Genomic DNA, 23,691 nt, shown 5'->3' on the forward strand with positions numbered 1-23,691 from the left:
GACGCCCTCCGGGGCGGGTCGCGAAACTCCCGCCCGCCCCGCGACGCCTGGCACGTTCTAACTCAGCGCCCGGCCCAGCAGATAGACCGCCGGAGCGGCCGCCGCCAGCGGGAGAGCCACACCGGCCGTGAAGTGCACGAAACGCGACGGGTAGTCGTAACTGGCGACCCGGTGGCCGATCAGCGCGCAGGCACCGGCGCCGAGACCGAGGACGGCACCCTGGCCGCCCAGGTCCGTCATCCCGCCGACCACGAATCCCGCGCCGGTGGCGACCAGCAGGGCCACCACCACGGAGGCGGCGGTGGGCAGGGGCAGCGCGCGGGCCAGGATCGCCAGCGCGACCGCGGCGGTGCCCACCGTGACGGCGTCCGGCTCGGCCGCGAGGTGGCCGGCCGCGATGATCGACAGCGCCGCCGAGACGACGGTCGCCATCAGGCCGTACATCCGGGTGTCCGGGTCGGCGTGGCTGCGCAGTTGCAGGACGAGCGTGAGGAGGACCCACACGCCGAGGGTGCCGAGGATCGCGGCGGGCGCGTTCTCCCGGCCGGCCGCGAGCAGCACCACGTCGGCGGTCATCGCGCCCAGGAACGCCAGCGCGATGCCCTGCCGGGCGGGCCACATCCCGTTCAGCCGGAACCAGCCCGCCGCGGTGACGGCCTGCAGCAGCACCAGCGGGACGACGAGGGCGTACTCCCCGATCGCCGCCGTGCCGGAGAGCAGCAGCGCGAGCACCGCGGTGAGCGCGGCCGGCTGGATGCCGGGTTCGATGACGGGCGAGCGGCCCTCGGCGCGGGCGCGCTGGGCGTCGGTGACGCGGGTGTTGCCGGTGACGGTCGCGGGACCGTAGCCGGGTGCGGCCTCGGCGCCCGCGGTGGGGACGGACGCCGCCCCGGGCGCGGATGCCTCGGGGTGCTGCTGCGGCCGGGCGTGGTCCCAGCCCCGCGCTGCGGGTTCCTGGGGCAGCGGCCGGGCCGCGGCGTCGTACCCGTACGCCTGGGCATGCGCGCCGCCCTGCGGATGTCCCGTGCCCTGCGGCTCCGCGTACCCCTGGTGGGCCTTCTGGTGGCCCTGCGGCGCCTGCCGGCCCTCGGGGGTCCGGGGCGGCAGGTGGGCCGGGTCGGCGGCGGGCGTCGTGGGCTGCACCTGGGTCTCCCAGGTCTGGCCCTCCCACTGCTGGGTGTGCTGCTGCCAGTCGGCCTGCTGCTGAGGCTGCTGGGACTGCTGATACGGGTCGTGCCCCTCGTGCGGGGGCTCGAACCGGGGCTCGTACGGCTGGTCGCTCATCGTCTCGCTCACCCTCCTGCGAACGGCGGGAGCACCTCGACCGTGCCGCCCTCGGCCAGCGGTACCGTCTCATGTCCGCGGGTACCCACGGGGTCACCGTCGATGAGGAACGAGCATCGCCGCAGGACGCGGACGAGTTCGCCGGGGTGCCGCTCACGGGCCCCGTCGAGCGCCTCGGCGAGCGTGCCCGCGTCGTACGGCTCCTCGGCGACACCTGCCGCGGCCTTGGCGGCGGCCCAGTAACGCACCGTGCCCTTTGCCATGTCGTTCCTCAATCGGTGGACCGGCGGATCCAGTGGACCAGCGGATCGGTGGGTACGTGCCATCAGTGAATATGTGCCATCAGTGGATACCTGCGTCCATCGATGCGTGCGTCGGCCGACACACGCATCGGTGGTTCCCGTGAACACGGTCAGGCTAGCCCGCGGCCGAACCCGCCCACGCACCGATGCGGGCCAGCAGCTCGTCGCGGGCCGCGTGCTCGGCGTGGCCCATCCCGTGCTCCACCCAGAGTTCGGCGTGGCCGCCGGAGGCCTCGGCGAGCATGCGTGGGTGGTCCAGGGGGAAGTAACCGTCCTGGTCGCCGTGGACGATCAGCAGCGGAGTGGGCGCGATGAGCGGGACCGACTCGACCGGCGAGGCCGGCACCGGGTCCCAGTCGCGGGAGTGGATGCGGGTCCGCAGTCCGTAACGGCCGACCGCCCGTCCCGCCGGCCGGGTGACCAGCCAGTGCAGACGCCGCATGGGGGCCGTCCCCCGGTAGTACCAGCGGGCCGGCGCGCTCACCGAAACCACCGCGTCCGTACGCGCCTCCGTGCGCCCCTCGTGCTCCCGGCCGGCTTCCCCGTGCATCGCCGCGTGCCGGAGCACCACCGACCCGCCCATCGAGAAGCCGACGGTGGCCACGCGCGCGTGCCCCAGCTCGCGGGCCCATTCCACGGCGGCGTCGAGATCGTGCACCTCGCGGTCACCGACGGTGGAACGGCCGCCGGAACCGCCGTGCCCCCGGAAGGAGAACGTGACCACCGCGGCGTCCCGGCCGAGGACACCGGCCACCCGGCGCACGTGCGGACGGTCGAGACCGCCCGTGAAACCGTGCGCCAGGACGATCGCCAGGCTCCCGCCCGCGTGGTCGGAAGCCCCCCTCGCGGGGTCGTACGCCGCCTCGATCGTCACCCCGTCGACGGTGCGCAGAAACCTCCGCAAGGGGGCGCGCGAGGCCGTCTCAAGGGGTGGACGAAGGGAAGATCCCGTCACTTGACCTGCCGGACCTGAGCTCATGTGGGCTATTCTGCTGGGCAGAGGACTCGGGCAGCGAAGCCCCCGGGTCCTTTTGTGCTTTCTGAAGCGTTGTATACGAAACGGGAAACCGCCGGTGTACGAAGCCCACGAAGGCACGGCGACTCCCCGGGACGCGGGAGCCGCGCCGCAGGGGAACAACCGAAGAAGCAAGGAAGCAGTGCCGCAAACTCCCCCACCGCCTTGAGGGCGTGGGAGGTACCCCCATACAGGGACCGAGGAGGAACCAGACGTTATGGGCGAGCGAACCGTGCACGAACGCAGGACGACCCGGGCAGGTGGGGCGCGATGAGTTCTCTGCTGCTCCTGACCAATGCCCTTCAGCCGTCGACGGAGGTGCTTCCCGCTCTCGGCCTGCTCCTGCACAACGTGCGAGTGGCTCCGGCGGAAGGACCCGCCCTCGTCGACACTCCTGGTGCCGACGTCATCCTGATCGACGGCAGGCGTGATCTCCCGCAGGTGCGCAGCCTGTGCCAGCTGCTGCGCTCGACGGGACCCGGCTGTCCCCTCGTCCTCGTCGTGACGGAGGGCGGCCTCGCGGCCGTCACCGCCGACTGGGGCATCGACGACGTCCTGCTCGACACCGCGGGTCCGGCCGAGGTCGAGGCCCGGCTGCGGCTCGCCATGGGCCGGCAGCAGATCGTCAACGACGACTCCCCCATGGAGATCCGCAACGGCGACCTCTCCGTGGACGAGGCGACGTACAGCGCCAAGCTCAAGGGCCGGGTCCTCGACCTGACCTTCAAGGAGTTCGAGCTCCTCAAGTACCTCGCGCAGCACCCGGGCCGGGTCTTCACCCGCGCACAGCTGCTCCAGGAGGTCTGGGGCTACGACTACTTCGGCGGCACGCGGACGGTCGACGTCCACGTACGCCGGCTGCGCGCCAAGCTCGGGCCCGAGCACGAGTCGCTGATCGGTACCGTGCGGAACGTCGGTTATCGATTCGTTACACCCGAGAAGGTGGAGCGGGCCGCGGACGAGGCGAAGGCCAAGGCCGCACAGCCAAAGGCGGCGGATGCGGACGAGACGGCGCACCTCGGTACCGCGCGCGCGGTCGAGGCCGGGGCCGAGGTCCAGTAAGCCTCCGTACGCCCTGCCCAGAGGCGGGTCCATCCGCGTAGACTCCGCGCGTGGCCAAGGTGACGAGGGACGATGTGGCACGGCTGGCGGGTACTTCCACCGCCGTCGTCAGCTATGTCATCAACAACGGACCGAGGCCGGTCGCCCCGGCCACGCGCGAGCGCGTTCTCGCCGCGATCAAGGAGCTGGGGTACCGGCCCGACCGGGTCGCCCAGGCCATGGCGTCGCGGCGGACCGAGCTCATAGGCCTGATCGTGCCGGACGCGCGCCAGCCCTTCTTCGGCGAGATGGCGCACGCGGTCGAGCAGGCCGCCGCCGAGCGCGGGAAAATGGTCCTGGTCGGCAACTCCGACTACATCGCCGAGCGCGAGGTCCACTACCTGCGCGCCTTCCTCGGCATGCGGGTCTCCGGCCTGATCCTCGTCAGCCACGCGCTCAATGACAACGCTGCCGCGGAGATCGACGCCTGGGACGCCCGCGTCGTCCTGCTGCACGAACGCCCCGAGGCGATCGACGACGTGGCCGTCGTCACCGACGACATCGGCGGCGCCCAGCTCGCCACCCGCCACCTGCTCGAACACGGTTACGACTACGTGGCCTGTCTCGGCGGCATCGCGGAGACCCCCGTCGTCGGCGACCCGGTCTCCGACCACGTCGAGGGCTGGCGACGCGCCATGCAGGAGGCCGGGATCCCCACCGAGGGCCGTCTCTTCGAGGCGCCGTACAACCGCTACGACGCGTACCAGGTCGGCCTGCAGCTGCTCGCCGGGCCCCACCGGCCCCCCGCCATCTTCTGCTCCACCGACGACCAGGCGATCGGCGTGCTGCGCGCCGCCCGCGAGCTGCGCATCGACGTGCCGGGGGAGCTGGCCGTGGCCGGTTTCGACGACGTCAAGGAAGCCGCGCTGACGGACCCGCCGTTGACGACGATCGCTTCCGACCGGTCGGCGATGGCCCGCGCGGCGGTGGATCTCGTGCTGGACGACGGGCTGCGGGTCGCCGGGTCGCGGCGCGAGCGCCTGAAGGTGTTCCCGTCCCGGCTGGTGGTGCGGCGGTCCTGCGGTTGCGTGTGAGGCCGCCAGGCAGGCTCCGGCCGGCCGCGCAGCTGCCCGCCGCCCCCACAACGCACGTCGGCCCCGCGGATCGCGGGGCCGACGCGTTTGCCGTGCTACCGGCTAGAACAGCAGGTTGTACTGGTTGAAGCCGGAGCCCAGGCCGACCCGCGAGCCGAAGAGGCTGCTGGAGGCCTTGTTGGTGCCGGGGTAGAGCCAGAGCTTGCCCGCCGAGTCGCGGGTGATGACATCGGCGATGCCGTCGCCCGTGACGTCGCCGTTGGAGACGTACGAGGTGAAGTTCCAGCCCGTACGGGCCTGGATCCGCGCCGACCACGGGGCCTTCTCGACCTGCGTGCCTCGGTAGAGGAACAGGACACCGGAGCTGTTGCGGACCAGCAGGTCGGCACGGCCGTCGCCGGACAGGTCGCCGTGACCGAAGATCTTGACGTTCTTCCAGGCCTTGTCCACGACCTTGACGCGGCCGTAGAACTCGCCGTTGCCCTTGCCCGGGTAGAGGTAGACCGAGCCGTCGGCGTCCACCGCGACCAGGTCGGGGCGGGCGTCACCCGTCATGTCACCAGGGATGGCGTACGACTTGTAGCCGCCCCACACCGAGGTGATCTGCATCCACTCGAACTCGTTCAAGCTGTGGTCCAGGTAGCTGCGGTACAGCTTGCCGTCGCCCTTGTCGCGGATGATCAGGTCCTGGAAGAAGTCCCGGTCCAGGTCGGCCTGCAGACCCCAGCTGGCGTTCTGCCAGCCGCTGCTCTGGAACTCGCGGGAGGCGAGCGAGGTACCCCTGCTCTCCTGCTCGAAGAGGCCCCCGGAAGGGGTCCGCTCCAGCAGGTCGGCCTTGCCGTCGAAGGTCAGGTCCGCGTCGTCGATGCGCGGCTGCGCGGCCCAGGTGTACGAGGACACCTTGGTGAAGACCGGGTAGGCGCCCTTCGCGGTGCAGCCCGCGACACCCCACGAGACGATGCCGACGACCTTGCCGCCGACGATCACCGGACCGCCGGAGTCACCGTTGCAGGGGCTCTTGGTGCCCTCGTCGGTGCCGGTCGCCGGGGTGCCGGCGCAGAACATCGAGCCCTCGACGAAGTCGTCCTCATGGAGGACCGACTGCATCGCGCTGTTGCAGGTGGAGTCGGCGACCAGCGGCAGGGTCACCTTGCGCAGCGTGGCCGACAGGTCGGCGCCCTCGGCGCCGGAGGTCAGGCCCCATCCGTAGACGGTCGCGGAGCTGCCCGCCTTGTAGGAGGCGCTGTCGCCGGCGGCCACCAGGCGCTGCCACTGCTGCTCCAGCGGGCGGTCCAGGGTGAGCACCGCGATGTCGTTCTGCACGGTGTCGCTGTTGTAGTGCGGGTGGTTCCACTGGCGGTAGACGCCCGCGACCGTGCCGTTCGTGTCGTCCAGCAGACCGGTGGCTCCGGCCACCACCGCGCCGTTCTTGACCCAGTCCAGGCCGGCGACGCAGTGCGCGGCCGTCAGGACCTTGTTCGGGGCGACGAGCGTGCCGCCGCAGAAGTAGCCGGTGCCGGCCGCGCTGTCGTAGTAGGAGAGCTGGACCATCCACGGCGCGGAAGAGATGGTCGTCGGTGTGCCGCCGATGATGAACGGCGTCTTCTTGGGGCTCGTCGCGGGGGCCGCCTGGTCCTTGACGGCCTCGGCGACCCGGTTGCGCAGTGTCTTGTCGGAGACGGTCGGCTTCGCGAGCTGCGTCTGGCCGACGTGCGGCAGCGAAGGTCCGTCCGCCGCCTGGGCGGGCTGCGCCGCGAGAGCGCCGGCGCAGGTCAGCGCCAACGCGAGAGCGGCCGTGGGCAACGCCGTGACGGGGCGTCTCCAGCGGTCGCGCAGAGCACGTATCACTCAGGGCTCCTGGAATGGGTGCGGGTGTGTCATGACGTGAGTGGCCCGAGAAGGGGCGTACGACGCACCGGCCCGACCGACGCCTGCGGTGATCCGGCCATGGCCGACCAACCGCCTGCATCGATTCAGGCACCACCGCGGAGCCCCCCTCCGGCGCGGTGATCCTAGGCCTCACCCGCCCCAGAACACATGTACTACACAGCGGAGATTCAACTGTTCGCCCGTCGCACTCTGCGACATCACTCCGACGCAACCTCTTGTTTCCCTGACCCCAGCCGAGTCCGGGCGCTTTATATCGGGCATACGAGGTTCTGTCGGGCTTCTCAGCGGGGACTCAGGGAGCTCTCATGAGAGCGCGGGAGTCTCGTGTCATGACCGAGAGCTTCCGCCGCAGCGGCGAGTATCCCCAGGGCGACGACCACCAGTCCCCGTACCTCCAGCAGCAGCCTGCCTCCGCCCCCTCTCCCGTGAACCCCGAGTGGCCGGCCCCGCCGGCGTACGCGCCGGCCCCGCCGGTCGCGGTCGAACCGGGTACCACCGTGTGGCCGGGCTCCGGTCAGGGCGGCAGCGGCGCGGCCGGCGGTCACGGCGGAGGTCATGGCGGAGGAAGCGGTGCCCACCCGGGACACCCCGGCCCGCCGGCCGGCTCGACCGCGGTGCTGTCCGCGGCCCCCGTGCCGCCCGGGACCGCGCGGAGGAAGCCCGCGAGGGGCTCGCTGGCCCTGATCGCCGCGGTCGCGATAGTCGCCGCCGCCATCGGGGGTGGCACGGCGTACGGCATCCAGGAGCTGACCGGCAAGGACACCGTGTCCAGCAGCACCAGCACCACCGTGGTGCCCACGGCCAAGCGGGGCACCGTCGCCGGGGTCGCCCAGGCGGTCAGCCCCAGCATCGTCGAGGTCGGCGCGACCTCGAACGCGGGTTCATCGACCGGTTCGGGCGTGATCATCACGTCCGGCGGCGAGATCGTCACCAACAACCACGTCGTCTCGGGCGCCTCCGCGATCAAGGTGCGGCTGAGCAACGGAAAGTCCTACACGGCGAAGGTCCTCGGCACAGACAGCAAGAAGGACCTCGCGCTCATCAAGGTGGAGAGCGCGCCCTCCGGTCTGAAGGTCGCCACGCTCGGCAACTCCGACGGCGTCCAGGTCGGCGACGACGTCGTCGCGATCGGCTCCCCCGAGGGCCTGACCGGCACCGTCACCAGCGGCATCGTCTCGGCCCTCGACCGGAACGTGACGGTCTCCACCGACGAGAGCCAGGGCCGGCAGCAACAGCAGGGCGGCGGCAGCGACCAGTGGCCGTTCTCGTTCGGCGGCCGCCAGTTCAACGGCGACACCGGCTCCTCGACCACCACCTACAAGGCGATCCAGACGGACGCGTCCCTGAACCCCGGCAACTCCGGCGGCGCGCTGATCGACATGAACGGCAACATCGTCGGCATCAACTCCGCGATGTACTCGGCGGCTTCGGACTCCTCGTCCAGCTCGTCGGCGGCCGGCAGCGTGGGCCTCGGCTTCGCCATCCCGGTCAACACCGTCAAGGCCGACCTCGCGAACCTGCGGGCCGGCGGCTCCGACAGCTGACGCGAGCGCACACAGGCGAGAGCGCGGCACAGGACAGCACACCTGGAGGTCGACATGATCAGGAAGCGGATCTCTCGGATTTCCCCGGTCACGCACTCCCGCGAGGGCGGCGACCCCGCCGGGCTCGACCTGGCCCTCGCCGTGGCCCGTGAACTGCACCTGCCGGTGCCACGGTCGTCCGAGGTGGCGCTCCCGCAGGCCGCCGTCCCGCAGCTGATGGGCCTGCGCACCCCCGCCACCCGCCCGCACCGCCGCAAGGTCCCGCTGAACAGGCTCACCGCACTGTCGTGCTGAACGTTTCACAGCTGTACGTGACGTTTCTCCCCTATCCGATCCGTTTCTCACCGACCCGGACGGTTCTTCCCCCTCTGATGCTTTCCGCCCCCGCCCGGAAACGTGCGACGCTGAAGGCCTTCAGGCCCTCCACCCCACCGCACCCGAGGACTCCCGCCCATGAGCCCCGCCGAAGGCGACCGTGAACCCCAGCGCATCCTGATCGTCGACGACGAGCCCGCGGTGCGCGAAGCACTCCAGCGCAGCCTCGCCTTCGAGGGTTACGACACCGAGGTCGCGGTCGACGGCGCGGACGCGCTGGAGAAGGTGACCGCCTACCAGCCCGAGCTGGTCGTCCTGGACATCCAGATGCCCCGGATGGACGGCCTGACGGCCGCCCGCCGGATGCGCGGAGCCGGCACGACGACCCCCATCCTCATGCTGACGGCCCGCGACACGGTCGGGGACCGGGTGACCGGCCTCGACGCGGGCGCCGACGACTACCTGGTCAAGCCCTTCGAACTGGACGAGCTGTTCGCCCGGGTCCGGGCCCTGCTGCGGCGCAGTTCGTACGCGACGACGACGGGTGCGGCCCAGGACGAGGACGCGCTCGCCTTCGGCGACCTGCGGATGGACCTCGCGACGCGCGAGGTCACCCGGTCGGGCCGGGCCGTGGAGCTGACCCGTACCGAGTTCACCCTCCTGGAGATGTTCCTCGCGCACCCCCGCCAGGTCCTCACCCGCGAGCAGATCCTGAAGGCCGTCTGGGGCTTCGACTTCGAGCCGTCCTCCAACTCCCTCGACGTCTACGTCATGTACCTGCGCCGCAAGACCGAGGCGGGTGGTGAGCCGCGGCTCGTGCACACGGTGCGAGGGGTCGGGTACGTGCTCCGCTCGGGCGGCGCCGAGTGATCAGGCGGTTCAGATCCCTGCCGATCCGTTCCCGGCTGGCGCTGCTGGTGGCGGCGGCGGTGGCCTTCGGGGTGGCGGCGGTCTCGGTGACCTGCTGGTTCATCGTGCGGGGGAAGCTGTACGACGAGATCGACAAGAACCTCCAGGACCAGAGGCCGGCCCAGCAGTACGTCCTGGTCCAGGCCGTCCTCAACGACTGCCACCAGAAACCGCGCAGCGACAACGGCATCCAGCGCTTCGACGACTACGCCCAGGTGATCGGCTCGGACGGAACCGTCTGCGTCTTCGACTTCTCGGCGGGCACGGTGCAGGTGACCGACGCCGACAAGGCCGTGGCCAAGCACCCGCAGCCACGGCTCCACCAGGGCACGCCACGGAACGGGACCGACAGCAAGGGCAACGACGTACGGGTCCTGACGGTGCCGCTCCTCGTCAGGAACGTTCCCGGCGAACTCCCCGACACCCGGGTGCTGTACACCGACCGCGCCTTCGTCGTGGCCGTGCCCCTCAAGAACACCCAGTCCACCCTGAACGACCTGGCCCTCGTCCTGCTGCTGGTCTCCGGGATCGGTGTGGTCGGCGCCGGCGCAGCGGGGCTCGCGGTCGCCCGGGCGGGCCTGCGTCCCGTCGACAAGCTCACCGAGGCCGTGGAACACGTGGCCCGCACGGAGGACCTCTCGATCCGCATCCCGGTCGAGGAGGACAACGAGGACGAGATCGCCCGCCTCTCCCGCTCCTTCAACTCGATGACGTCCGCGCTCGCCAACTCCCGCGAACTGCAGCAGCAGCTCATCGCGGACGCCGGCCACGAACTCCGTACGCCCCTGACCTCCCTGCGTACGAACATTGAACTGCTCACCCGCAGCGAGGAGACGGGCCGCCCGATCCCTCCGGCCGACCGCAAGGCACTCCTCGCCTCCGTCAAGGCGCAGATGACCGAACTGGCCTCGCTCATCGGCGATCTGCAGGAACTCTCGCGTTCGGACACGGGCCAGCAGGCGAACACCGTCATGACGGTGCCGCTCCAGGACACGGTCGAGGCGGCGCTGCGCCGCGCACGGCTGCGCGGTCCGGAGCTGACGATCACGGCGGACCTCCAGCCCTGGTACGTCCGGGCGGAGCCCACCGCGCTGGAGCGGGCCGTCGTCAACATCCTGGACAACGCCGTGAAGTTCAGCCCCGAGGGCGAGGCCATCGACGTCACCCTCAAGGCCGGCGAACTGACCGTCCGCGACCACGGCCCCGGCATCCCCGCCGAGGAACTCCCGCACGTCTTCGACCGCTTCTGGCGCTCCCCGTCCGCCCGCGCGCTCCCCGGCTCGGGTCTGGGGCTGTCGATAGTGGCGCGCACCGTGCAGCAGGCGGGCGGCGAGGTGTCCCTGCGGCCGGCCGAGGGCGGCGGCACGGTGGTGACCGTCCGGCTCCCGGGTGCGCCCACACCGCCGCCGGGGCCGGCTCTCGACCAGGCGTGACGGCCGGGAGCCGGCCGCTCACGGTCTCACCGGCGCCAGCTCGGTGAGGCGCCGTTCGGCTGACCGTAGGGCACGGGCCGGCCCGTGAACGCGTCCAGGAGAACGCGGTCGCCGACCCGCCCGGCCAGTCGTACCGTCACCTCCCCGCGCAGCATCACGGCGGCGCAGGGGCCTTTGCGCACCCCGGTGACGAAGGCGGACAGCACCACACTGCCCCCGGTCTCCAGCACGTGCACGGCGGGGCCGTCGTCACAGCTCCCGTGCCCGGCCGCCACGGTGACCGACCGGCCGTCGCCGGCCACCTCGACCAGCCCGTCGAGGGGCACCCCTTCGCTCGTGGAGACCTCTCGCTGCGGCCCGATCGGCGGCGGGGGGAGCTTCGAGGGGGCGACGGCGGCCCGCTTGAGCGGGGTGTCGTACCCCTCCAGGGTGAACAGCCAGGCCGGGACCTTCGCCGGACCACGGCTGGTGGCGAGGGTCATCGTGCCCGGCTTCGCCCCGGTCACCGTCAGGTGCGGACCGTCGTTGCCTCCGCGGGCCACGGACTCGTACGCCGCGCGTGCCCCTGTCAGCGGCAGGACGAGCGGAGCCCCGCTCCCCCAGCGCACCTCCCCCTTCGCGGGCCCGGCAGCGGGAAGCGTGCCGCGCAGGACGAAGTTCTGCGTCGTGGAGGCGCGGGTGTCGGCGCCCGCGTGGAAGCCGCCCGCGGGCGGCTGCACCGCCTCCCCCATCGGGTAGTAGCCGGCACGCCACGTCCGGACGGCCCCGGAGCCGTCCCAGGCCTCGGCGACCCGGTGGGCACGGGCCTCCCGGCGTGCTTCCGAGCCGGTGTCACCGCCGGAGCCGGTGCCGCCGGACCTGGTGTCACCGCATCCGGCGACGGCACCGGCTCCGACGGTGAGGAGGGCGAGGGCGAGGAACAGGTGGGCGGCGCGTGTGGTCTTCATACGCATGGGATCCCCCAGGGACGCACATCGGCGGAACGGAGTCGTGCGGGGCGGGGCGGGACCCGCACCGCACCTGTGACGCCCGGCCCCCGGACCGCGTTCGATCCGTTCGTCCCGTGGCCGCGCACGATGCCGCATCGTTACCTCTCCCCGCCGGGAGGGCCGGGCGCGGGCACCGCGCGGTCGGCGCGCGCCGACCGGCCGGGGATCACGGGACGGCTCTCAGGGACCCGGACTCCGGCGTCGCCAGCCGCGCGTACACGCCGCCCCTGGCCAGCAGTTCGTCGTGTGTCCCGGCCTCCAGCAGCCGGCCGCCGTCCACGACCAGGATCCGGTCCGCGTCGGGCGCCAGCGACAGATCGTGCGTGATCATGAGGGTGGTGCGGCCCGCCATCAGCCGCCGCAGCGGCCGCACCACCCGGCGGGCGGCGATCGAGTCGAGGCCTGCGGTCGGCTCGTCGAGGACCAGGACGGGCGCGGCGCGCAGCATGGCGCGGGCGATGGCGACACGCTGGAGCTGGCCGCCGGAGAGCGTGGCCGTGCCGGGGGCGATCCGGGTGTCGTACCCGTCGGGCAGCGCGCTGACGAAGTCGTGCGCGTCGGCGTCCCGGGCCGCCCGCTCGATGTCCGCCCCGGACGCTCCGGGCCGGCCGCACTCGATGTTCTCCCGGATCGTGCCGCGCAGGATCAGGGTCTCCTGGGGCAGCAGCGCGACGTTCTCGCGCAGGAACTCCAGGGACATGTCGGGCAGCGGGACGCCGTCCAGGCAGATCACGCCGGCCGTGGGGTCGTAGAAGCGGGTGAGGAGTCGGGAGAGCGTGGACTTCCCGGCGCCGCTCGGACCGGTGACGATGACGAGTTCGCCGGGGCCCGCCGTGAAGGTCACGTCGCGCAGGGAATCGCGTGCGGCTCCGGGGTAGCGGAACGACGTGCCCTGGAAGTGGACCCGGCCGCGCACGGGCCAGGCCGGGACGGGCTCGGCGGGTTCGGTGACGGCGGGCTCGGTGTCCAGGACCTCCTGGATGCGTTCCGCGCCGGCGGTGGCGGCGGTGAGGGCGAGGCCGAGCCCGCCCAGGGAGCGGATCGGCGGATACAGGTACCCGAGGAACGCGGCGAAGGCGAGCAGGCGGCCCAGCGACATGCGGCCCTGGGCGATCTCCCAGACGCCGAGGCCGATCACCACGAGCACGCACAGGGTCTCGACGACCTCGACGACCTGCTCGTACATCTCGCTCGCCCGTGCCCCGCGCACCGATGCCCGCATCCAGGCGCGCGCCTCGCGGTCGAGCCGCCGTTCCTCGGCGCGGCGGCGGTTGTAGGCCTGGGTCAGCACCATGTTGCCGAGCGCTTCCTCGACCACGGAGGTGATCGCGCCGTCGGCGGTCCGCTCCTCCTCGGCGGCCCGCCTGATCCGGCCGGAGAAGCGGCGGGCGGCGACGAGGAGGAGCGGGGCGAGGACGAAGGTGACGAGGGCCAGGTCCCAGCGCAGCCACAGCGCGGCGGCGGCGTAGAAGACGGCCGAGAAGGCGGCGGAGACCGTGCCGACGACACCGGAGACGACCATCTGCTCGATGGCCTCGACATCGCCGGTGAGGCGTTCGACGAGGTCGCCCCGGCGGTGCCTCTGGAAGAAGTCGGGGGGCAGTCCCTGGACGTGCCGGAAGACGGCCGCGCGCAGGCGCAGGACGAATCTCTCGGCCGTCCACACGGCGAGGGAGTTGCCGAGGTAGCCGACGGTCGCGCCGATCACGGCCACGCCCAGCCAGGCTCCGGCCGGGCCCCAGAACGCGGCGAGCGAACCCGACGCGAGCGCGTGGTCGGTGAGCCGCGCGAAGAGCAGGATCGCGACCGTCTCGGCGAGCGCGGCCACGACCACACAGCCGACGATCAGCACCAGCCATGCGCGGTCGCCGCGGGTCAGCGGCCAGAAGCGTGCGAAAGCGGCCCGTACTTCCCGCATGTCGACTCAGTTTCCCTTTCCGGTCCTCGAATGAGCCGGCAAGGCCGAGGCGGGGCCACCGGAAAGGAATTCCGGGGACCCCGCCTCGTGCGCTGCGCGGCGTGCCGTGCGATCTGCTAGCGGCCCTGACGGCCCACCGGGCGCGGCTTCGGGGCGGCCTTCTTCGCACCGCGCTTCGGCGCGGGCCCGGCGGCGTGCCGGGGGGCCGGGGCGGCCTTGTGGGTGCGCTTGACCGGGGCGATCTTGTGGAAGCTCATGGGTTGCTCCTTGTTCGGTGCGGGTGAATTCCCTTTGCCGTCCGCGCTGTTCGCTTTCGACATGGAAAACATTACGGTGCCCCTGAGCCGGAAATCGCCAATTCCGCTGAGACCTGCATGAATTGCGACTGAAAGAAGTTCTCAGGACGACAGAGGAACCAACCGGCCGCTCACACAGAATTTATGACGCCCCTCACCCGGGACTTACCGGAGCAATATCCGGGACGATGGAATTCAGCGGGGTTTTGTCAACGCCCGACCGACAGTCCCGTCCCCGTCACGTCGACCCGTATCCCGTCCCGCTCCACCCGTACGTCCCGCAGCCGGATCCGTCCTTCCGCCGGATGCGGCAGCCGGAAGCCGAGCGAGAGCTGGTCGACGAGGACGGGGCGGGTCAGGCGGGAGAGGCCGTCGAGCAGAGCCGGGTCCAGCCCCAGCCGCTTCAGGAGCTCGGGGTGGGCCGCCGCCACGTCGAGGAGGTTCAGGCGCATCGCCTGCCGGACGAAGGTCCGCGACCCCGTCAGGGACGCGAGGTCGGTGTCGTCGCGCAGCGCCTCGCGCACCGCCGTGTCCGGGACCCCGAGCCCGCGGACGACCGACGGGACGGACAGCAGCGCCCTCGCCCTGGCGGTCTGGCCTGCGAGGCGGGCCGCCGAACGCGGGGTGAGGTGGAGGCCCTCGGAGGCGCGGGCGCCGGGGCGGTACGTCGCCAGGTCGCCGATGTCCAGGCGCATTCCACCGATGTGGGTGGCGATGCCGCGCGTCCCGTCGCGCCGGATACGCGCGTCGGCCCGGAGCCGCAGGTCGTGTCCGGCGACCGGCAGGGTGCCGCGCGCCCGCACCCGGTCGTGGCCGTGTCCGGTGAACGTCACCTGGGAGGAGCCGAGTTCGCGGTTCAGGTCGTCGAAGGAGAGCAGTATCCCGCCGTGCAGCTCGGCGATGCGGGCGCCGTGCACGTCGGCCGGTCCGTCGCTGTCGAGCCGCACCCGCGTCGCGGTCGCCGACACCTTCGCCAGGGAGACCCGGTCGGCGGCCACGTCCGGCACGGTCACCCGCACCGAGTCCAGCCGGTCGGATGCGAGTTGGGTCAGGAAGGGGAAGCCCCCGATCTCGACCTCGGGCGCGGCGGTCAGGTGCAGCTGGTCCTCGAGTGTCAGCGAGGCCTTGTGTTCGGCGTACAGCAGCGCCCAGCGGTCGGCGAGCGTGAGGAACGCGGCGAGGGTCACGACGAGGACGGCCGCCTTCCTCGCGAACGGCGGTCCCGCGAGGTGCCTGCGGCGGCGCCGGCCGCCCCGGCGGTGGTGGGGCGGGGCCCACGCCTCGTCCGGCTCCCCGTCCGGCTCCCCGTCCGGCTCCCCGTCAGGGGGGCCGTCCCGCCCGCCGTCGGTCCCGGTCACCGGCTCGTCCTCGTGGAGGAAGTCCTCCAGCGGGCCCGCGTCACCGAGGGCGCCCAGTTCGTCGTACGGGTTCGGGTAGCGGTCCGGCGGGCCGTACGTGCGGCCGTACGGGTTCGGGTGGCGGTCGTCCGGAAAGGGATGCGCTGTCATGCGGTGGGGGGTACGCATCGTCTCATCCGACCATGCGTACCGCCCCCGACCGCAACCGCAACCGTCCGGATGCGATCTACTTCACGATCCTCGCCGGTGCCGGTGCCCGGCGTCGGCGGCTACCGAACGACCGTGACACGGTCCGCCGAGGGCACCGGATACGGCGCCGTGGCGGAGGAGTTGGCCGTCAGGTAGGTCTCGAAGGCGGCCAGGTCGTCGCCGCCGACCCGGACGTTCGTGCCCTTGCCGAGTTCGGCGAAGCCGTCACCGCCGCCCGCGAGGAAGGAGTTCATCGCGACGCGGTAGCCGGCGGCCGGGTCGATCGCCGTGCCGTCGAGCCTGACCGAGCCGGCCACCACGCGGGCGGCGCCCGCCTTGGTGAGGTCCAGCGTGTAGGTGAGGCCCTTGGAGATCTGCAGGATCTTCGGCGCGGCCTCGTTGGCCCCGCTGACCTGCTGCTGAAGTGCGGTGATCAGCTGAGCGCCGGTGAGGCTCACCAGGTTGACGGTGTTGGCGAACGGCTGCACCGTGTACGCCTCCCCGTAGGTCACCACGCCGTCGCCCTCGCCGCCGCTCGCGGTGTAGGTGAGCCCGGCGCGGATGCCGCCCGGGTTCATCAGCGCGATGTCGGCCTCCGGGTCGACCGACTTGGCGTACGCGAGCTGCGCGTCGGCGATCATGTCACCGAGCGGGGACTCCGTGCCGGCGTTGCCGATCTCGCCCGCGATGTAGCCGATGGGGCGCGAGGCGATGGGGGCGGCGAGGGTGTTCCACTTCGCGATCAGGCCCGTCAGGTCGGCGGCCTTCGCGACGTCACGGGTGACCACGTGGTTCGCGGACTTCACCGCCGTACGCGCGATGTCGCCCGTCCAGCGGTCGTACGTCAGCGTGGTGTCCGTGTAGAGGCGGCCGAAGGAGGAGGCCGACGTCACCATCCGGGGGTTGCCCGCCGGGTCCGGGATCGTGCACGCGTACGCCTGGTGGGTGTGGCCGGTGACCAGCGCGTCCACGGCCGGCGTGACGTTCTTCGCGATGTCGACGATCGGGCCGGAGATGCCGTCGCCCGCGCCGGGGCTGTCGCAGTCGTAGTTGTACGCCGTGGAGGCGGGCGCGCCGCCCTCGTGGATCAGCGCGACGATCGACTTCACGCCCTGGCGCTGGAGCACCTTGGCGTACTTGTTGATCGTCTCGACCTCGTCACCGAACTTGAGGCCCTTGACGCCCTCCGCCGACACGATGTTCGGGGTGCCTTCGAGAGTCACCCCGATGAAGCCGACCTTGACGCCGTTCTTCTTCCACACCCAGTAGGGCTTGAGGATCGGCTTGCCGGTCTTCTCGCTGGTGACGTTCGCGGCGAGGTAGGGGAAGTCGGCACCCCGGAACCTCGCCTTCTTGTCGTAGCAGCCGTCCGTGGGGTGGCAGCCGCCGTTCTGCAGGCGGGCCAGCTCCTTGGCGCCCTCGTCGAACTCGTGGTTGCCGACGCTCGTCACGTCCAGGTCGAGCTTGTTCAGCGCGTCGATCGTCGGCTCGTCGTGGAAGAGCCCGGAGAGCAGCGGGGAGGCGCCGACCATGTCGCCGGCGGCGGCCGTGATCGAGTACTTGTTGCCCTTGCGGGCGTCGCGCAGATGCGTGGCGAGGTACTCGACACCGCCCGCGTCGATCGACTTCGTCGACCCGTCCGCCTGCAGCTCCGTGACCCGTCCGGAGGAACCCGACGGCGGCTCCAGGTTGCCGTGCAGGTCGTTGAAGGACAGCAGTTGTACGTCCTGGTAGCGGCCGCTGCCGTGGTGGTGCCGGGCGCTCGTCCTGTCCTGACCCGCGCTCGCCGGCATCGCGGCGGCCAGGGCGGCGACGGTGGCCAGGCCCGCGGCGCCCGCGAGGAGGCGATGGGTACGTCTGTTCCGGAACGTCGGCGGCATGGGTTCCCCCCTGGAGAACGGTGAGAGCTACGAGTGTCACGATCACTGTGCGACGGCTGTGGCCACGCACTTTAGAATCAACGCGCGTAGCACACCAGGGGGTTCGGGGTTACGGACTGGTTGCCATCGCCGCACCGGCAGACGCCCGCACGGGGCCCGCGAGGGGCGGCGCGGGGAGTCGCCGTGCGGGGGTGTGCCGCCCCGCGAGGCCGTCCGTCCCGCCACGATCCACATCCACCCCGCCCAACTCCTTGTCCGGAAATGACCGCGCCGTACCCTCGTATCCATGACCAGCGACGACACCGCACCCCCCGCGCTCTCCCGCTCCATCGAGACCTCCACCGCGCTCTCCCCGGCGCAGGCCGAGGACGTGCTCCGGCTCCTCTCGGAGGCCGCCCTGGCCGACGGACAGCAGGCGGTCTCCGAGCAGGGGCGGCTCCAGCTGAAGGGCGGCGCGCGCGAGGGCGTACGGCACCTGCTGCTGAACCTCGGCGACGTGCTGGTCGGATACGCCCAGTTGGAGGACACCGATCCGGTGGAGGCCCCGGCCGCCGAGCTGGTCGTGCACCCGGCGCACCGCGGACACGGCCACGGACGGGCGCTGGGTTCGGCGCTGCTCGCCGAGTCCGGCAAGCGGCTGCGGGTGTGGGCGCACGGCGGGCACTCCGCGGCCCGGCATCTCGCCCAGGTCCTCGGGCTCACCCTCTTCCGTGAACTGCGCCAGCTGCGGCGGCCGTTGACCGACCTCGACCTGCCCGAGCCGAAGCTCCCGGACGGGGTGCGCGTCCGTGCCTTCGTGCCGGGCCGGGACGACGCCGCCTGGCTCGCCCTGAACGCCGAGGCCTTCGCCCACCATCCCGAGCAGGGCGCCCTCACCCAGCGTGACCTGGACGACCGCATGGCCGAGCCGTGGTTCGACCCGTCCGGGTTCTTCCTCGCCCTGCGCGGCGACGAACTCGTCGGCTTCCACTGGACGAAGGTCCACGCCACGGAGGGCCTCGGCGAGGTCTACGTCCTCGGGGTCGGCCCCGCCGCCCAGGGCGGCGGGCTGGGCAAGGCCCTCACCACGATCGGGCTCCGCCATCTCGCGGCGCAGGCCCTGCCGACCGCCATGCTCTACGTCGACGCCGACAACAGCGCGGCCGTGGCCGTGTACGAGCGGCTCGGTTTCGTCACCCACGAGACGGATCTGATGTACCGCAGCGAGTCCTGACGGACCTGGACGGCACCCGCGTACCCGGGGCGGGAGCGGCCGTACCCACCCGCGCCGGGGACCGTCAGCGCGGGGCGAGTGCTGTCGGGCGCCACGTCCGTGTCGGTTCGGTGCAGCACACCGCGCAGAGCAGGGCCGTCACGGCCAGGATCGCCGCCCACCGCTCGTGGGCGGCGCCCCAGTGCGGGTCGTCCACGGACACGATCAGCGCCCACCGATCGGGCAGCAGCAGGGTCGGCACCGTCATGGCGACGACCAGCAGCCCCGTCGCGACGCCCGGCCCCGGCTCTGCCCGGTCCGTGAACCGCACGGCGGCGGACGCGGCGGCCAGGGCGGTCGCGGCGATCGCGGCCGCCTCCAGCGTGAGGGCGCCGGCCGGCGGCCGCGCCTGCCCCGGTACGAGGAGCAGCGCGACCGTCCACCAGAGCGCGGCGGCCGGGGCCACGAGTGCCATCCGCACGCCGCTGCGCAGCGGCCTGGGGGCCGGTACCGGCGCGGTGGTGTGCCGCGCCGGGTCGTCCAGCAGGAACGCCAGGCCCACACCGAGGACGAGCGCGGCTCCCCGCAGCAGGTTGAGACACAGCCACGGATCCGGCTGACCGGACAGCAGTCGCGGGATCCCGGCCAGCAGGAGCCCGAGACCGCCGCAGGCCGCGAGGGCCCTCAGGGGCAGGGTGCGCCAGACGGGCCGCAGAAGGGCGCGGATCATGACGTACTCCTCGTTCGTCGGCTCACTGTTCGTCCGCTCACTGTTCGTCCGCTCACGCCCCGCACAGGTCACCGTCCGGGTCCGTGTCCGCCGCCCCCGTCCTGGCCGGCACCCCCAGCAGCTCCGCCACCCGGGCCGTGGAGGTCTTCGGGGAGATCAGCTGCGCCCAGTGGGCCTTCACCTTGGCGGTGACGCCGTAGCGCGGCATCTTCAGCAACTCCCGCACGATCCGCGTCTGTTCGGTGGTCATGGAGAGCGGCTCCGCGGGGGCCAGGACGATGGCGGAGCCCGTGACGCTGTCGTCGAGGCGGACGTTGCGGAAGTGGGTCATCGGGTCGGACTCCGCGCCCAGCGCCAGCCACATGATGGTCACCATGCGGGCGTCGCACACCGCACTGCCCGCCTTCTCGTCCCCCGCGACCAGGACGGACGCGACGGCGACCGCGAACTCCGTGACCCGGTTGCCGCCCCAGGCGGTGCCCACGGTCACCTGGCCGGGCACGGTGGACGGGGCGAGGGCGGGGTTGTCCGCCAACCCGGAACGGGCGTCGATGCGCTGGCGCACGGTCAGCCGCTCTCCCCACGCGGCGCCGCCCGCGAGGCTCCGGACCCGGTCGACGACCGCGGCCCAGTCGGCCGTGCGGCCCTGCCACTCGGGGAAGGCGCAGTACGTCGAGGTGCCGTGCTCCAGGCACGTCTGGACCTTCTCGGGGGTGAGCGAGGCCCGTTCGCGGGCCGCGACCGTCGCGGCCGGGGTGCCGCCGGACTGCGCGACCGCCCCCACCAGCGTCAGGGCGAGCGCCGCCGCGAGGGCCCCCTGGACGGCCCTCGTACGTCCGCCGCCGGCCAGCACGGCGAGAACGGCCACGAACAGGGCGAGCCCGAGGAGGTACAGCGCGTGCCAGGCGGCGGGGCGGCCCAGCAGGTCGGAGGGGAACGGCCTGTCGCCGCTCTCGGTGACGACCGGGGACAGCCAGGCCGTCCAGCCGGTCCCGCCGGAGGTGCCCCCTCCGAGGGCCTGGGTGAGGAGCAGGAAGACGAGGAGGACCGGCGCGGCGACGGCGGAACGGACCAGGCGGCCGAGGAGGACACCGAGCGCGCCGAACAGCAGGACCGTCAGCGGGCCCACGGCCAGTTCGGCGGGTGAACCGTGCCCGACGGCACCGGGCTTGAGCGCCTCCCAGGCGAACTGGACGGTGACGCACACCGCGACGAACAGGGCCGCCGGGACGACGGACAGCGCGTGGGCGACGGTACGCCGCCACGGCTCGACGACCTGCACCGCGAAGTGGCGGTCCGTGTCGTTGCGGTGGGAGCGCAGGACGGCGCGGTTGACGCACAGCATGACCGAGATTCCGACCAGTACCGGCATGCCCTGGGTGGTCCGGTCGACGTCCTGCAGCACGGGGTAGTCGCCCGTCCGGCTCGCGCACTGCCACACGATCATGCCGACGTACAGCAGCGCGACACCGAGGAAGGACAGATGGAGGCGCAGCTCACGCGCCTCGAAGCGGGCGAGAGCGGCCACGGCCGCCCAGGGGTGCGGCTCCCGGGCCGGTTCGACGGCCTTGGCGGGGGTCTCCAGTACGGTGCTCATCCCGCAGCCACCTCCGCGGGCACGCCGTCGAGGGTGAGCAGGTATCCGTCCTCCAGGGTCGGTTCGAGGAGTGCGGCGCCCGGCGGCGGGTCACCGACGTTGCGGAAGGAGCCGGTGCCCGTACGCCATCCGGCGCGTGCGGCCGGGTCGCGCTCGGCGCTGCTCCACACATGGCCGGCGGCGCGTGCGGCCAGTTCGGCGGGGGTGCCCTCGAAGAGGACGCGTCCGCGGGCCATCACGATGACGCGCTGGCACAGCATCGCGACGTCCTCGGTCTGGTGGGTGGAGAGGAGAACGGTGCGTTCCTCTCCCGCCCGGGCGATCAACTCCCGGAAGCGAATGCGCTGTTCGGGGTCGAGGCCGACGGTGGGCTCGTCGAGGACGAGGAAGCCGGGGTCGCCGACGAGGGCCGCGGCCAGCGCGACCCGCTGGCGCATACCGCCGGACAGCTTCTTGATCCGCTTGCCGCGTACCTCGGTCAGGTCGACGGCCTCCAGGACCCGGCGCACCTCGCCGTGCCGGGCCGTACGGTCCGACAGCTCCTTCAGGATCGCCACGTAGTCGACGAACTCGAAGGCCGTGAAGTCCGGGTGGAATCCCGGAGCCTGCGGCAGATAACCGAGCCTGCGCCGGACGTTCTGGCGTCCGGCCGCCGTCGCCGGGTCGTGTCCGAGCACCGTGAAGGCGCCCCCGTCGGCGGGCGCGGCGGTGGCGAGCACCCGCAACAGGGTGGTCTTTCCGGCACCGTTGGGACCGATGAGCCCGGTGACCCCTTCCTGGAGCCGCACCGACACGTCATCGAGGGCGGGGGTCCTGCCGTAGCGGAGGCTCAGCCCGGAGGCGGAGACGGTGGGGGTCATACGGCGCTCCTGCGGGAGTGGTCGAAGAAGAGGACGAAGGAACAGAAGGAGATGAAGGCGAAGGCGGAGAGGGCGAAGAGGACCGGGAAGGGGCGGGCGGGGGAGGCGGCCGCGGGCGTCCTCATCCGTCGCCCCCGCCGGCGCCGCTTCCGGAGTCCCAGCCGATGTCCGCTCCGAAGGACCGCCGGCGGCGGCGGCCCGGGGCGCACAGGACCAGGTAGAGCAGCTCGGCCACGAACGTCGCGAGGGAGAGGGCCATCAGCAGCACGGCCTTCAGGAGGCGCAGCCGCCGCTCCCGCCGGGTGACCGCCGCGACCGGTGTGATCCCTGCGACCGGTGCGACCGGTGCGACCGTCTCGGCCTGAGCGGGTGGTGTGCGGTCCGTCATTCCATGCCTCCTTGGGTGAAACCCCGGAACGGCTTCCGGGGGGACGACGCGTCGAACCCGTCGCGCGCCAGGTACAGCAGCCCGGCGGCCAGCACGGCCACCACGGCGGCGACGCCCTGCCCGGCCGCCGTGAACGGCGCGAGCGTCCCGTGGTGGCGCCCGGCCGCCGACGCGGTCAGCGCGAGCACCGTCACCCACCCCGTGCCGACCAGGCCGGGCGCGAGCACCGGACCCAGCCGGGGCGTCAGCGCGAGCCCGGTCCCGGTGAGGGCCAGCGCGGGCAGCAGCCAGGCCAGCGCGCGCAGCCCGTACGAGGGCAGGGCGAGGGTGGCGAGACCGTTCAGGCCGAGGACGACGGTCAGCACCGCGAGCGTGCGGATCATCAGCAGCCGGAATCCGTGGATCGGTGAGACGACCGCCATCTCGTACGTCGGGTCGAGCACGGGCCCGTACGACAGCGCGACCCCGGCGAGCGGGAGCAGCGGCGCGAGGGCCAGGAACAGGTTCGGCGCGGCGGCGGACTGCGCCGAGTTGGCCGCCGCCACGGTCATGACCAGGACGGCGGCGACCGCTCCCAGCCAGGAGCGGCGCAGTACGGGTGCGGCCGCCAGCAGGCGCGCGGTGTGGTCGGCGACGCCGACGCGCAGCAGCAGCGACTCGAACAGGCGCGGCCGGGGTGCGTCCAGTTCGGCGTCGAGCCGCTCCCACCCGGCGTCCAGCGCGACCGGGTCGGCCGCCGCGGCGAGCGTCTCGCGGCAGCGCGCGCACGCGGCCAGGTGGGTGTCCGCGGACCAGAGCCGGGGCGGGGCGAGTTCGCCTCGCGCGTAGGCCCGGATGTCCTCCTCCGGCACGTGCCAGGCGGTGCCGGTTTCCTTGTCGATGCCGCTCATGCCAGCGCCTCCCGCAGCTGCTTGCGCGCCCGCAGGGCCCGCGTCTTGACCGTGCCGGGCGGAATGCCGAGCAGGACGGCCGCCTCCCTGGTGGTGAGGCCGTCGATCACCGTGGCCTGGAGCACCGCCCGCAGTTCGGGCGAGAGCCGGACCAGGGCGCCCGCGAGGTCTCCGTGCTCCACCCCCGCGAGCACGCGTTCCTCGGCGGACGCCTCGTCCCGGTGGCGCAGGCGGGCCAGGGCCTGCCGCATCCGGCCGCGTGCGCCGTCGCCGCGCAGGGTGTCGATCAGCCGCCGGGACCCGACGCGCCAGAGCCAGCCGGCCGCGTCGCCCTCCTCCCGGTAGCGCGCGGTGCCGCGCCAGACGGCGAGGAACGTCTCCTGTACGACGTCGTCGACCACCCCGGCGTCCGCGCACCGGCCACGCAGGCGCGCGGTCAGCCATGGCGCGTAGCGCCGGTACAGCTCCTCGAAGGCGCGACGGTCCCCGTCCGCCGCGATGGCCCGCAGCAGCTCCCCGTCGCTTCTCGTTTCCCTCACGTCACCTCATCGGACGAGCCCCGGCGATCGGTTCACGT

General features: G+C 72.6%; 23 protein-coding genes. 7 read left to right on the forward strand and 16 right to left on the reverse strand.

The features are described 5' to 3' along the window. Positions 1–57 precede the first annotated feature (57 nt). The 3 genes from ABZV34_RS05975 to ABZV34_RS05985 form a co-directional block, all read right to left on the reverse strand. The gene (locus ABZV34_RS05975; protein ID WP_356271690.1) at positions 58–1,284 is read right to left on the reverse strand and encodes a hypothetical protein; all 1,227 of its coding nucleotides are present in this window, start codon (positions 1,282–1,284) and stop codon (positions 58–60) included. A gap of 8 nt (positions 1,285–1,292) precedes the next feature. Continuing rightward, positions 1,293–1,547, reverse strand: coding sequence for a MoaD/ThiS family protein (locus ABZV34_RS05980; RefSeq protein ID WP_168528809.1), 255 nt, complete (start codon positions 1,545–1,547; stop codon positions 1,293–1,295). A gap of 154 nt (positions 1,548–1,701) precedes the next feature. Continuing rightward, positions 1,702–2,565, reverse strand: coding sequence for an alpha/beta fold hydrolase (locus ABZV34_RS05985; protein ID WP_356271692.1), 864 nt, complete (start codon positions 2,563–2,565; stop codon positions 1,702–1,704). 306 nt (positions 2,566–2,871) lie between these two features. Here ABZV34_RS05985 and ABZV34_RS05990 point away from each other — a divergent pair, with 306 nt between their 5' ends. Together ABZV34_RS05990 and ABZV34_RS05995 are read left to right on the forward strand one after the other, a co-directional pair. Continuing rightward, positions 2,872–3,663 carry a response regulator transcription factor gene (locus ABZV34_RS05990; protein WP_356271694.1) on the forward strand — a complete coding sequence of 264 codons (792 nt, stop codon included), beginning with the start codon at positions 2,872–2,874 and terminating at the stop codon, positions 3,661–3,663. Between the two features lie 50 nt (positions 3,664–3,713). Continuing rightward, positions 3,714–4,736 carry a LacI family DNA-binding transcriptional regulator gene (locus ABZV34_RS05995; protein WP_168528812.1) on the forward strand — a complete coding sequence of 341 codons (1,023 nt, stop codon included), beginning with the start codon at positions 3,714–3,716 and terminating at the stop codon, positions 4,734–4,736. Positions 4,737–4,838: 102 nt separating this feature from the next. Here ABZV34_RS05995 and ABZV34_RS06000 read toward each other — a convergent pair whose 3' ends face one another. After that, the gene (locus tag ABZV34_RS06000; RefSeq protein WP_356271695.1) at positions 4,839–6,584 is read right to left on the reverse strand and encodes a trypsin-like serine protease; all 1,746 of its coding nucleotides are present in this window, start codon (positions 6,582–6,584) and stop codon (positions 4,839–4,841) included. A 371-nt stretch (positions 6,585–6,955) separates the two neighbouring features. Between ABZV34_RS06000 and ABZV34_RS06005 the strand changes: the two genes are divergently transcribed. The 4 genes from ABZV34_RS06005 (at position 6,956) to ABZV34_RS06020 (ending at position 10,827) form a co-directional block, all read left to right on the forward strand. Beyond that, on the forward strand, positions 6,956–8,170 hold the full coding sequence (locus ABZV34_RS06005; protein ID WP_356271697.1) for a trypsin-like peptidase domain-containing protein: 1,215 nt from the start codon (positions 6,956–6,958) through the stop codon (positions 8,168–8,170). Positions 8,171–8,224: 54 nt separating this feature from the next. Next, the gene (locus ABZV34_RS06010; protein WP_356271699.1) at positions 8,225–8,464 is read left to right on the forward strand and encodes a hypothetical protein; all 240 of its coding nucleotides are present in this window, start codon (positions 8,225–8,227) and stop codon (positions 8,462–8,464) included. 159 nt (positions 8,465–8,623) lie between these two features. Further along, positions 8,624–9,355 (forward strand): response regulator transcription factor, encoded by a 732-nt coding sequence (locus ABZV34_RS06015; RefSeq protein ID WP_356271701.1) that lies wholly within the window; start codon positions 8,624–8,626, stop codon positions 9,353–9,355. After that, complete coding sequence (locus ABZV34_RS06020) at positions 9,352–10,827, forward strand: HAMP domain-containing sensor histidine kinase (protein ID WP_356271703.1); 1,476 nt, start codon at positions 9,352–9,354, stop codon at positions 10,825–10,827. Before ABZV34_RS06015 ends, ABZV34_RS06020 begins: the two co-directional genes overlap by 4 nt. Before the next feature lie 26 nt (positions 10,828–10,853). Here ABZV34_RS06020 and ABZV34_RS06025 read toward each other — a convergent pair whose 3' ends face one another. From ABZV34_RS06025 to ABZV34_RS06045, 5 genes are all read right to left on the reverse strand, one after another. Continuing rightward, entirely contained in the window at positions 10,854–11,774 is a 921-nt protein-coding gene (locus ABZV34_RS06025) for a hypothetical protein (RefSeq protein ID WP_356271704.1), read from the reverse strand. Positions 11,775–11,982: 208 nt separating this feature from the next. Further along, the gene (locus ABZV34_RS06030) at positions 11,983–13,734 is read right to left on the reverse strand and encodes an ABC transporter ATP-binding protein (RefSeq protein WP_356271706.1); all 1,752 of its coding nucleotides are present in this window, start codon (positions 13,732–13,734) and stop codon (positions 11,983–11,985) included. Positions 13,735–13,850: 116 nt separating this feature from the next. Further along, a complete protein-coding gene (locus ABZV34_RS06035) occupies positions 13,851–13,991 on the reverse strand; it encodes a hypothetical protein (RefSeq protein ID WP_356271708.1) in 141 nt (46 codons plus the stop codon). A 248-nt stretch (positions 13,992–14,239) separates the two neighbouring features. Continuing rightward, a complete protein-coding gene (locus tag ABZV34_RS06040; RefSeq protein WP_356271710.1) occupies positions 14,240–15,538 on the reverse strand; it encodes a DUF2993 domain-containing protein in 1,299 nt (432 codons plus the stop codon). Between the two features lie 119 nt (positions 15,539–15,657). Then, positions 15,658–17,457: a bifunctional metallophosphatase/5'-nucleotidase gene (locus ABZV34_RS06045; RefSeq protein WP_356271712.1), complete on the reverse strand. Its 1,800-nt coding sequence runs from the start codon at positions 17,455–17,457 to the stop codon at positions 15,658–15,660. A gap of 286 nt (positions 17,458–17,743) precedes the next feature. On the opposite strand from ABZV34_RS06045, the gene mshD reads away from it, so the two are divergent. Further along, positions 17,744–18,670 (forward strand): mycothiol synthase, encoded by a 927-nt coding sequence (gene mshD, locus ABZV34_RS06050; protein ID WP_356271714.1) that lies wholly within the window; start codon positions 17,744–17,746, stop codon positions 18,668–18,670. Between the two features lie 64 nt (positions 18,671–18,734). Here mshD and ABZV34_RS06055 read toward each other — a convergent pair whose 3' ends face one another. Genes ABZV34_RS06055 through ABZV34_RS06085 form a run of 7 tightly spaced genes read right to left on the reverse strand, consistent with a single transcriptional unit; the run spans position 18,735 to position 23,653 of the window. Beyond that, the gene (locus tag ABZV34_RS06055; RefSeq protein ID WP_356271716.1) at positions 18,735–19,379 is read right to left on the reverse strand and encodes an ABC transporter; all 645 of its coding nucleotides are present in this window, start codon (positions 19,377–19,379) and stop codon (positions 18,735–18,737) included. A gap of 52 nt (positions 19,380–19,431) precedes the next feature. Next, positions 19,432–20,976 carry an ABC transporter permease gene (locus tag ABZV34_RS06060; protein WP_356271717.1) on the reverse strand — a complete coding sequence of 515 codons (1,545 nt, stop codon included), beginning with the start codon at positions 20,974–20,976 and terminating at the stop codon, positions 19,432–19,434. Next, positions 20,973–21,836, reverse strand: a complete 864-nt coding sequence (locus tag ABZV34_RS06065) for an ABC transporter ATP-binding protein (protein ID WP_356271719.1) — start codon at positions 21,834–21,836, stop codon at positions 20,973–20,975. Before ABZV34_RS06065 ends, ABZV34_RS06060 begins: the two co-directional genes overlap by 4 nt. Continuing rightward, complete coding sequence (locus ABZV34_RS06070; protein ID WP_356271721.1) at positions 21,833–21,961, reverse strand: hypothetical protein; 129 nt, start codon at positions 21,959–21,961, stop codon at positions 21,833–21,835. The genes ABZV34_RS06065 and ABZV34_RS06070 overlap by 4 nt, the downstream gene beginning before the upstream one ends. Then, positions 21,958–22,224, reverse strand: a complete 267-nt coding sequence (locus tag ABZV34_RS06075; protein ID WP_356271723.1) for a hypothetical protein — start codon at positions 22,222–22,224, stop codon at positions 21,958–21,960. Before ABZV34_RS06075 ends, ABZV34_RS06070 begins: the two co-directional genes overlap by 4 nt. Beyond that, positions 22,221–23,114: a zf-HC2 domain-containing protein gene (locus ABZV34_RS06080; protein ID WP_356271725.1), complete on the reverse strand. Its 894-nt coding sequence runs from the start codon at positions 23,112–23,114 to the stop codon at positions 22,221–22,223. Before ABZV34_RS06080 ends, ABZV34_RS06075 begins: the two co-directional genes overlap by 4 nt. Further along, complete coding sequence (locus ABZV34_RS06085) at positions 23,111–23,653, reverse strand: RNA polymerase sigma factor (protein WP_329288737.1); 543 nt, start codon at positions 23,651–23,653, stop codon at positions 23,111–23,113. Before ABZV34_RS06085 ends, ABZV34_RS06080 begins: the two co-directional genes overlap by 4 nt. Between the last annotated feature and the right edge of the window lie 38 nt (positions 23,654–23,691).

This window comes from Streptomyces sp. NPDC005195 (assembly GCF_040608315.1).
In the GTDB taxonomy this organism is placed as follows: domain Bacteria; phylum Actinomycetota; class Actinomycetes; order Streptomycetales; family Streptomycetaceae; genus Streptomyces; species Streptomyces kaempferi.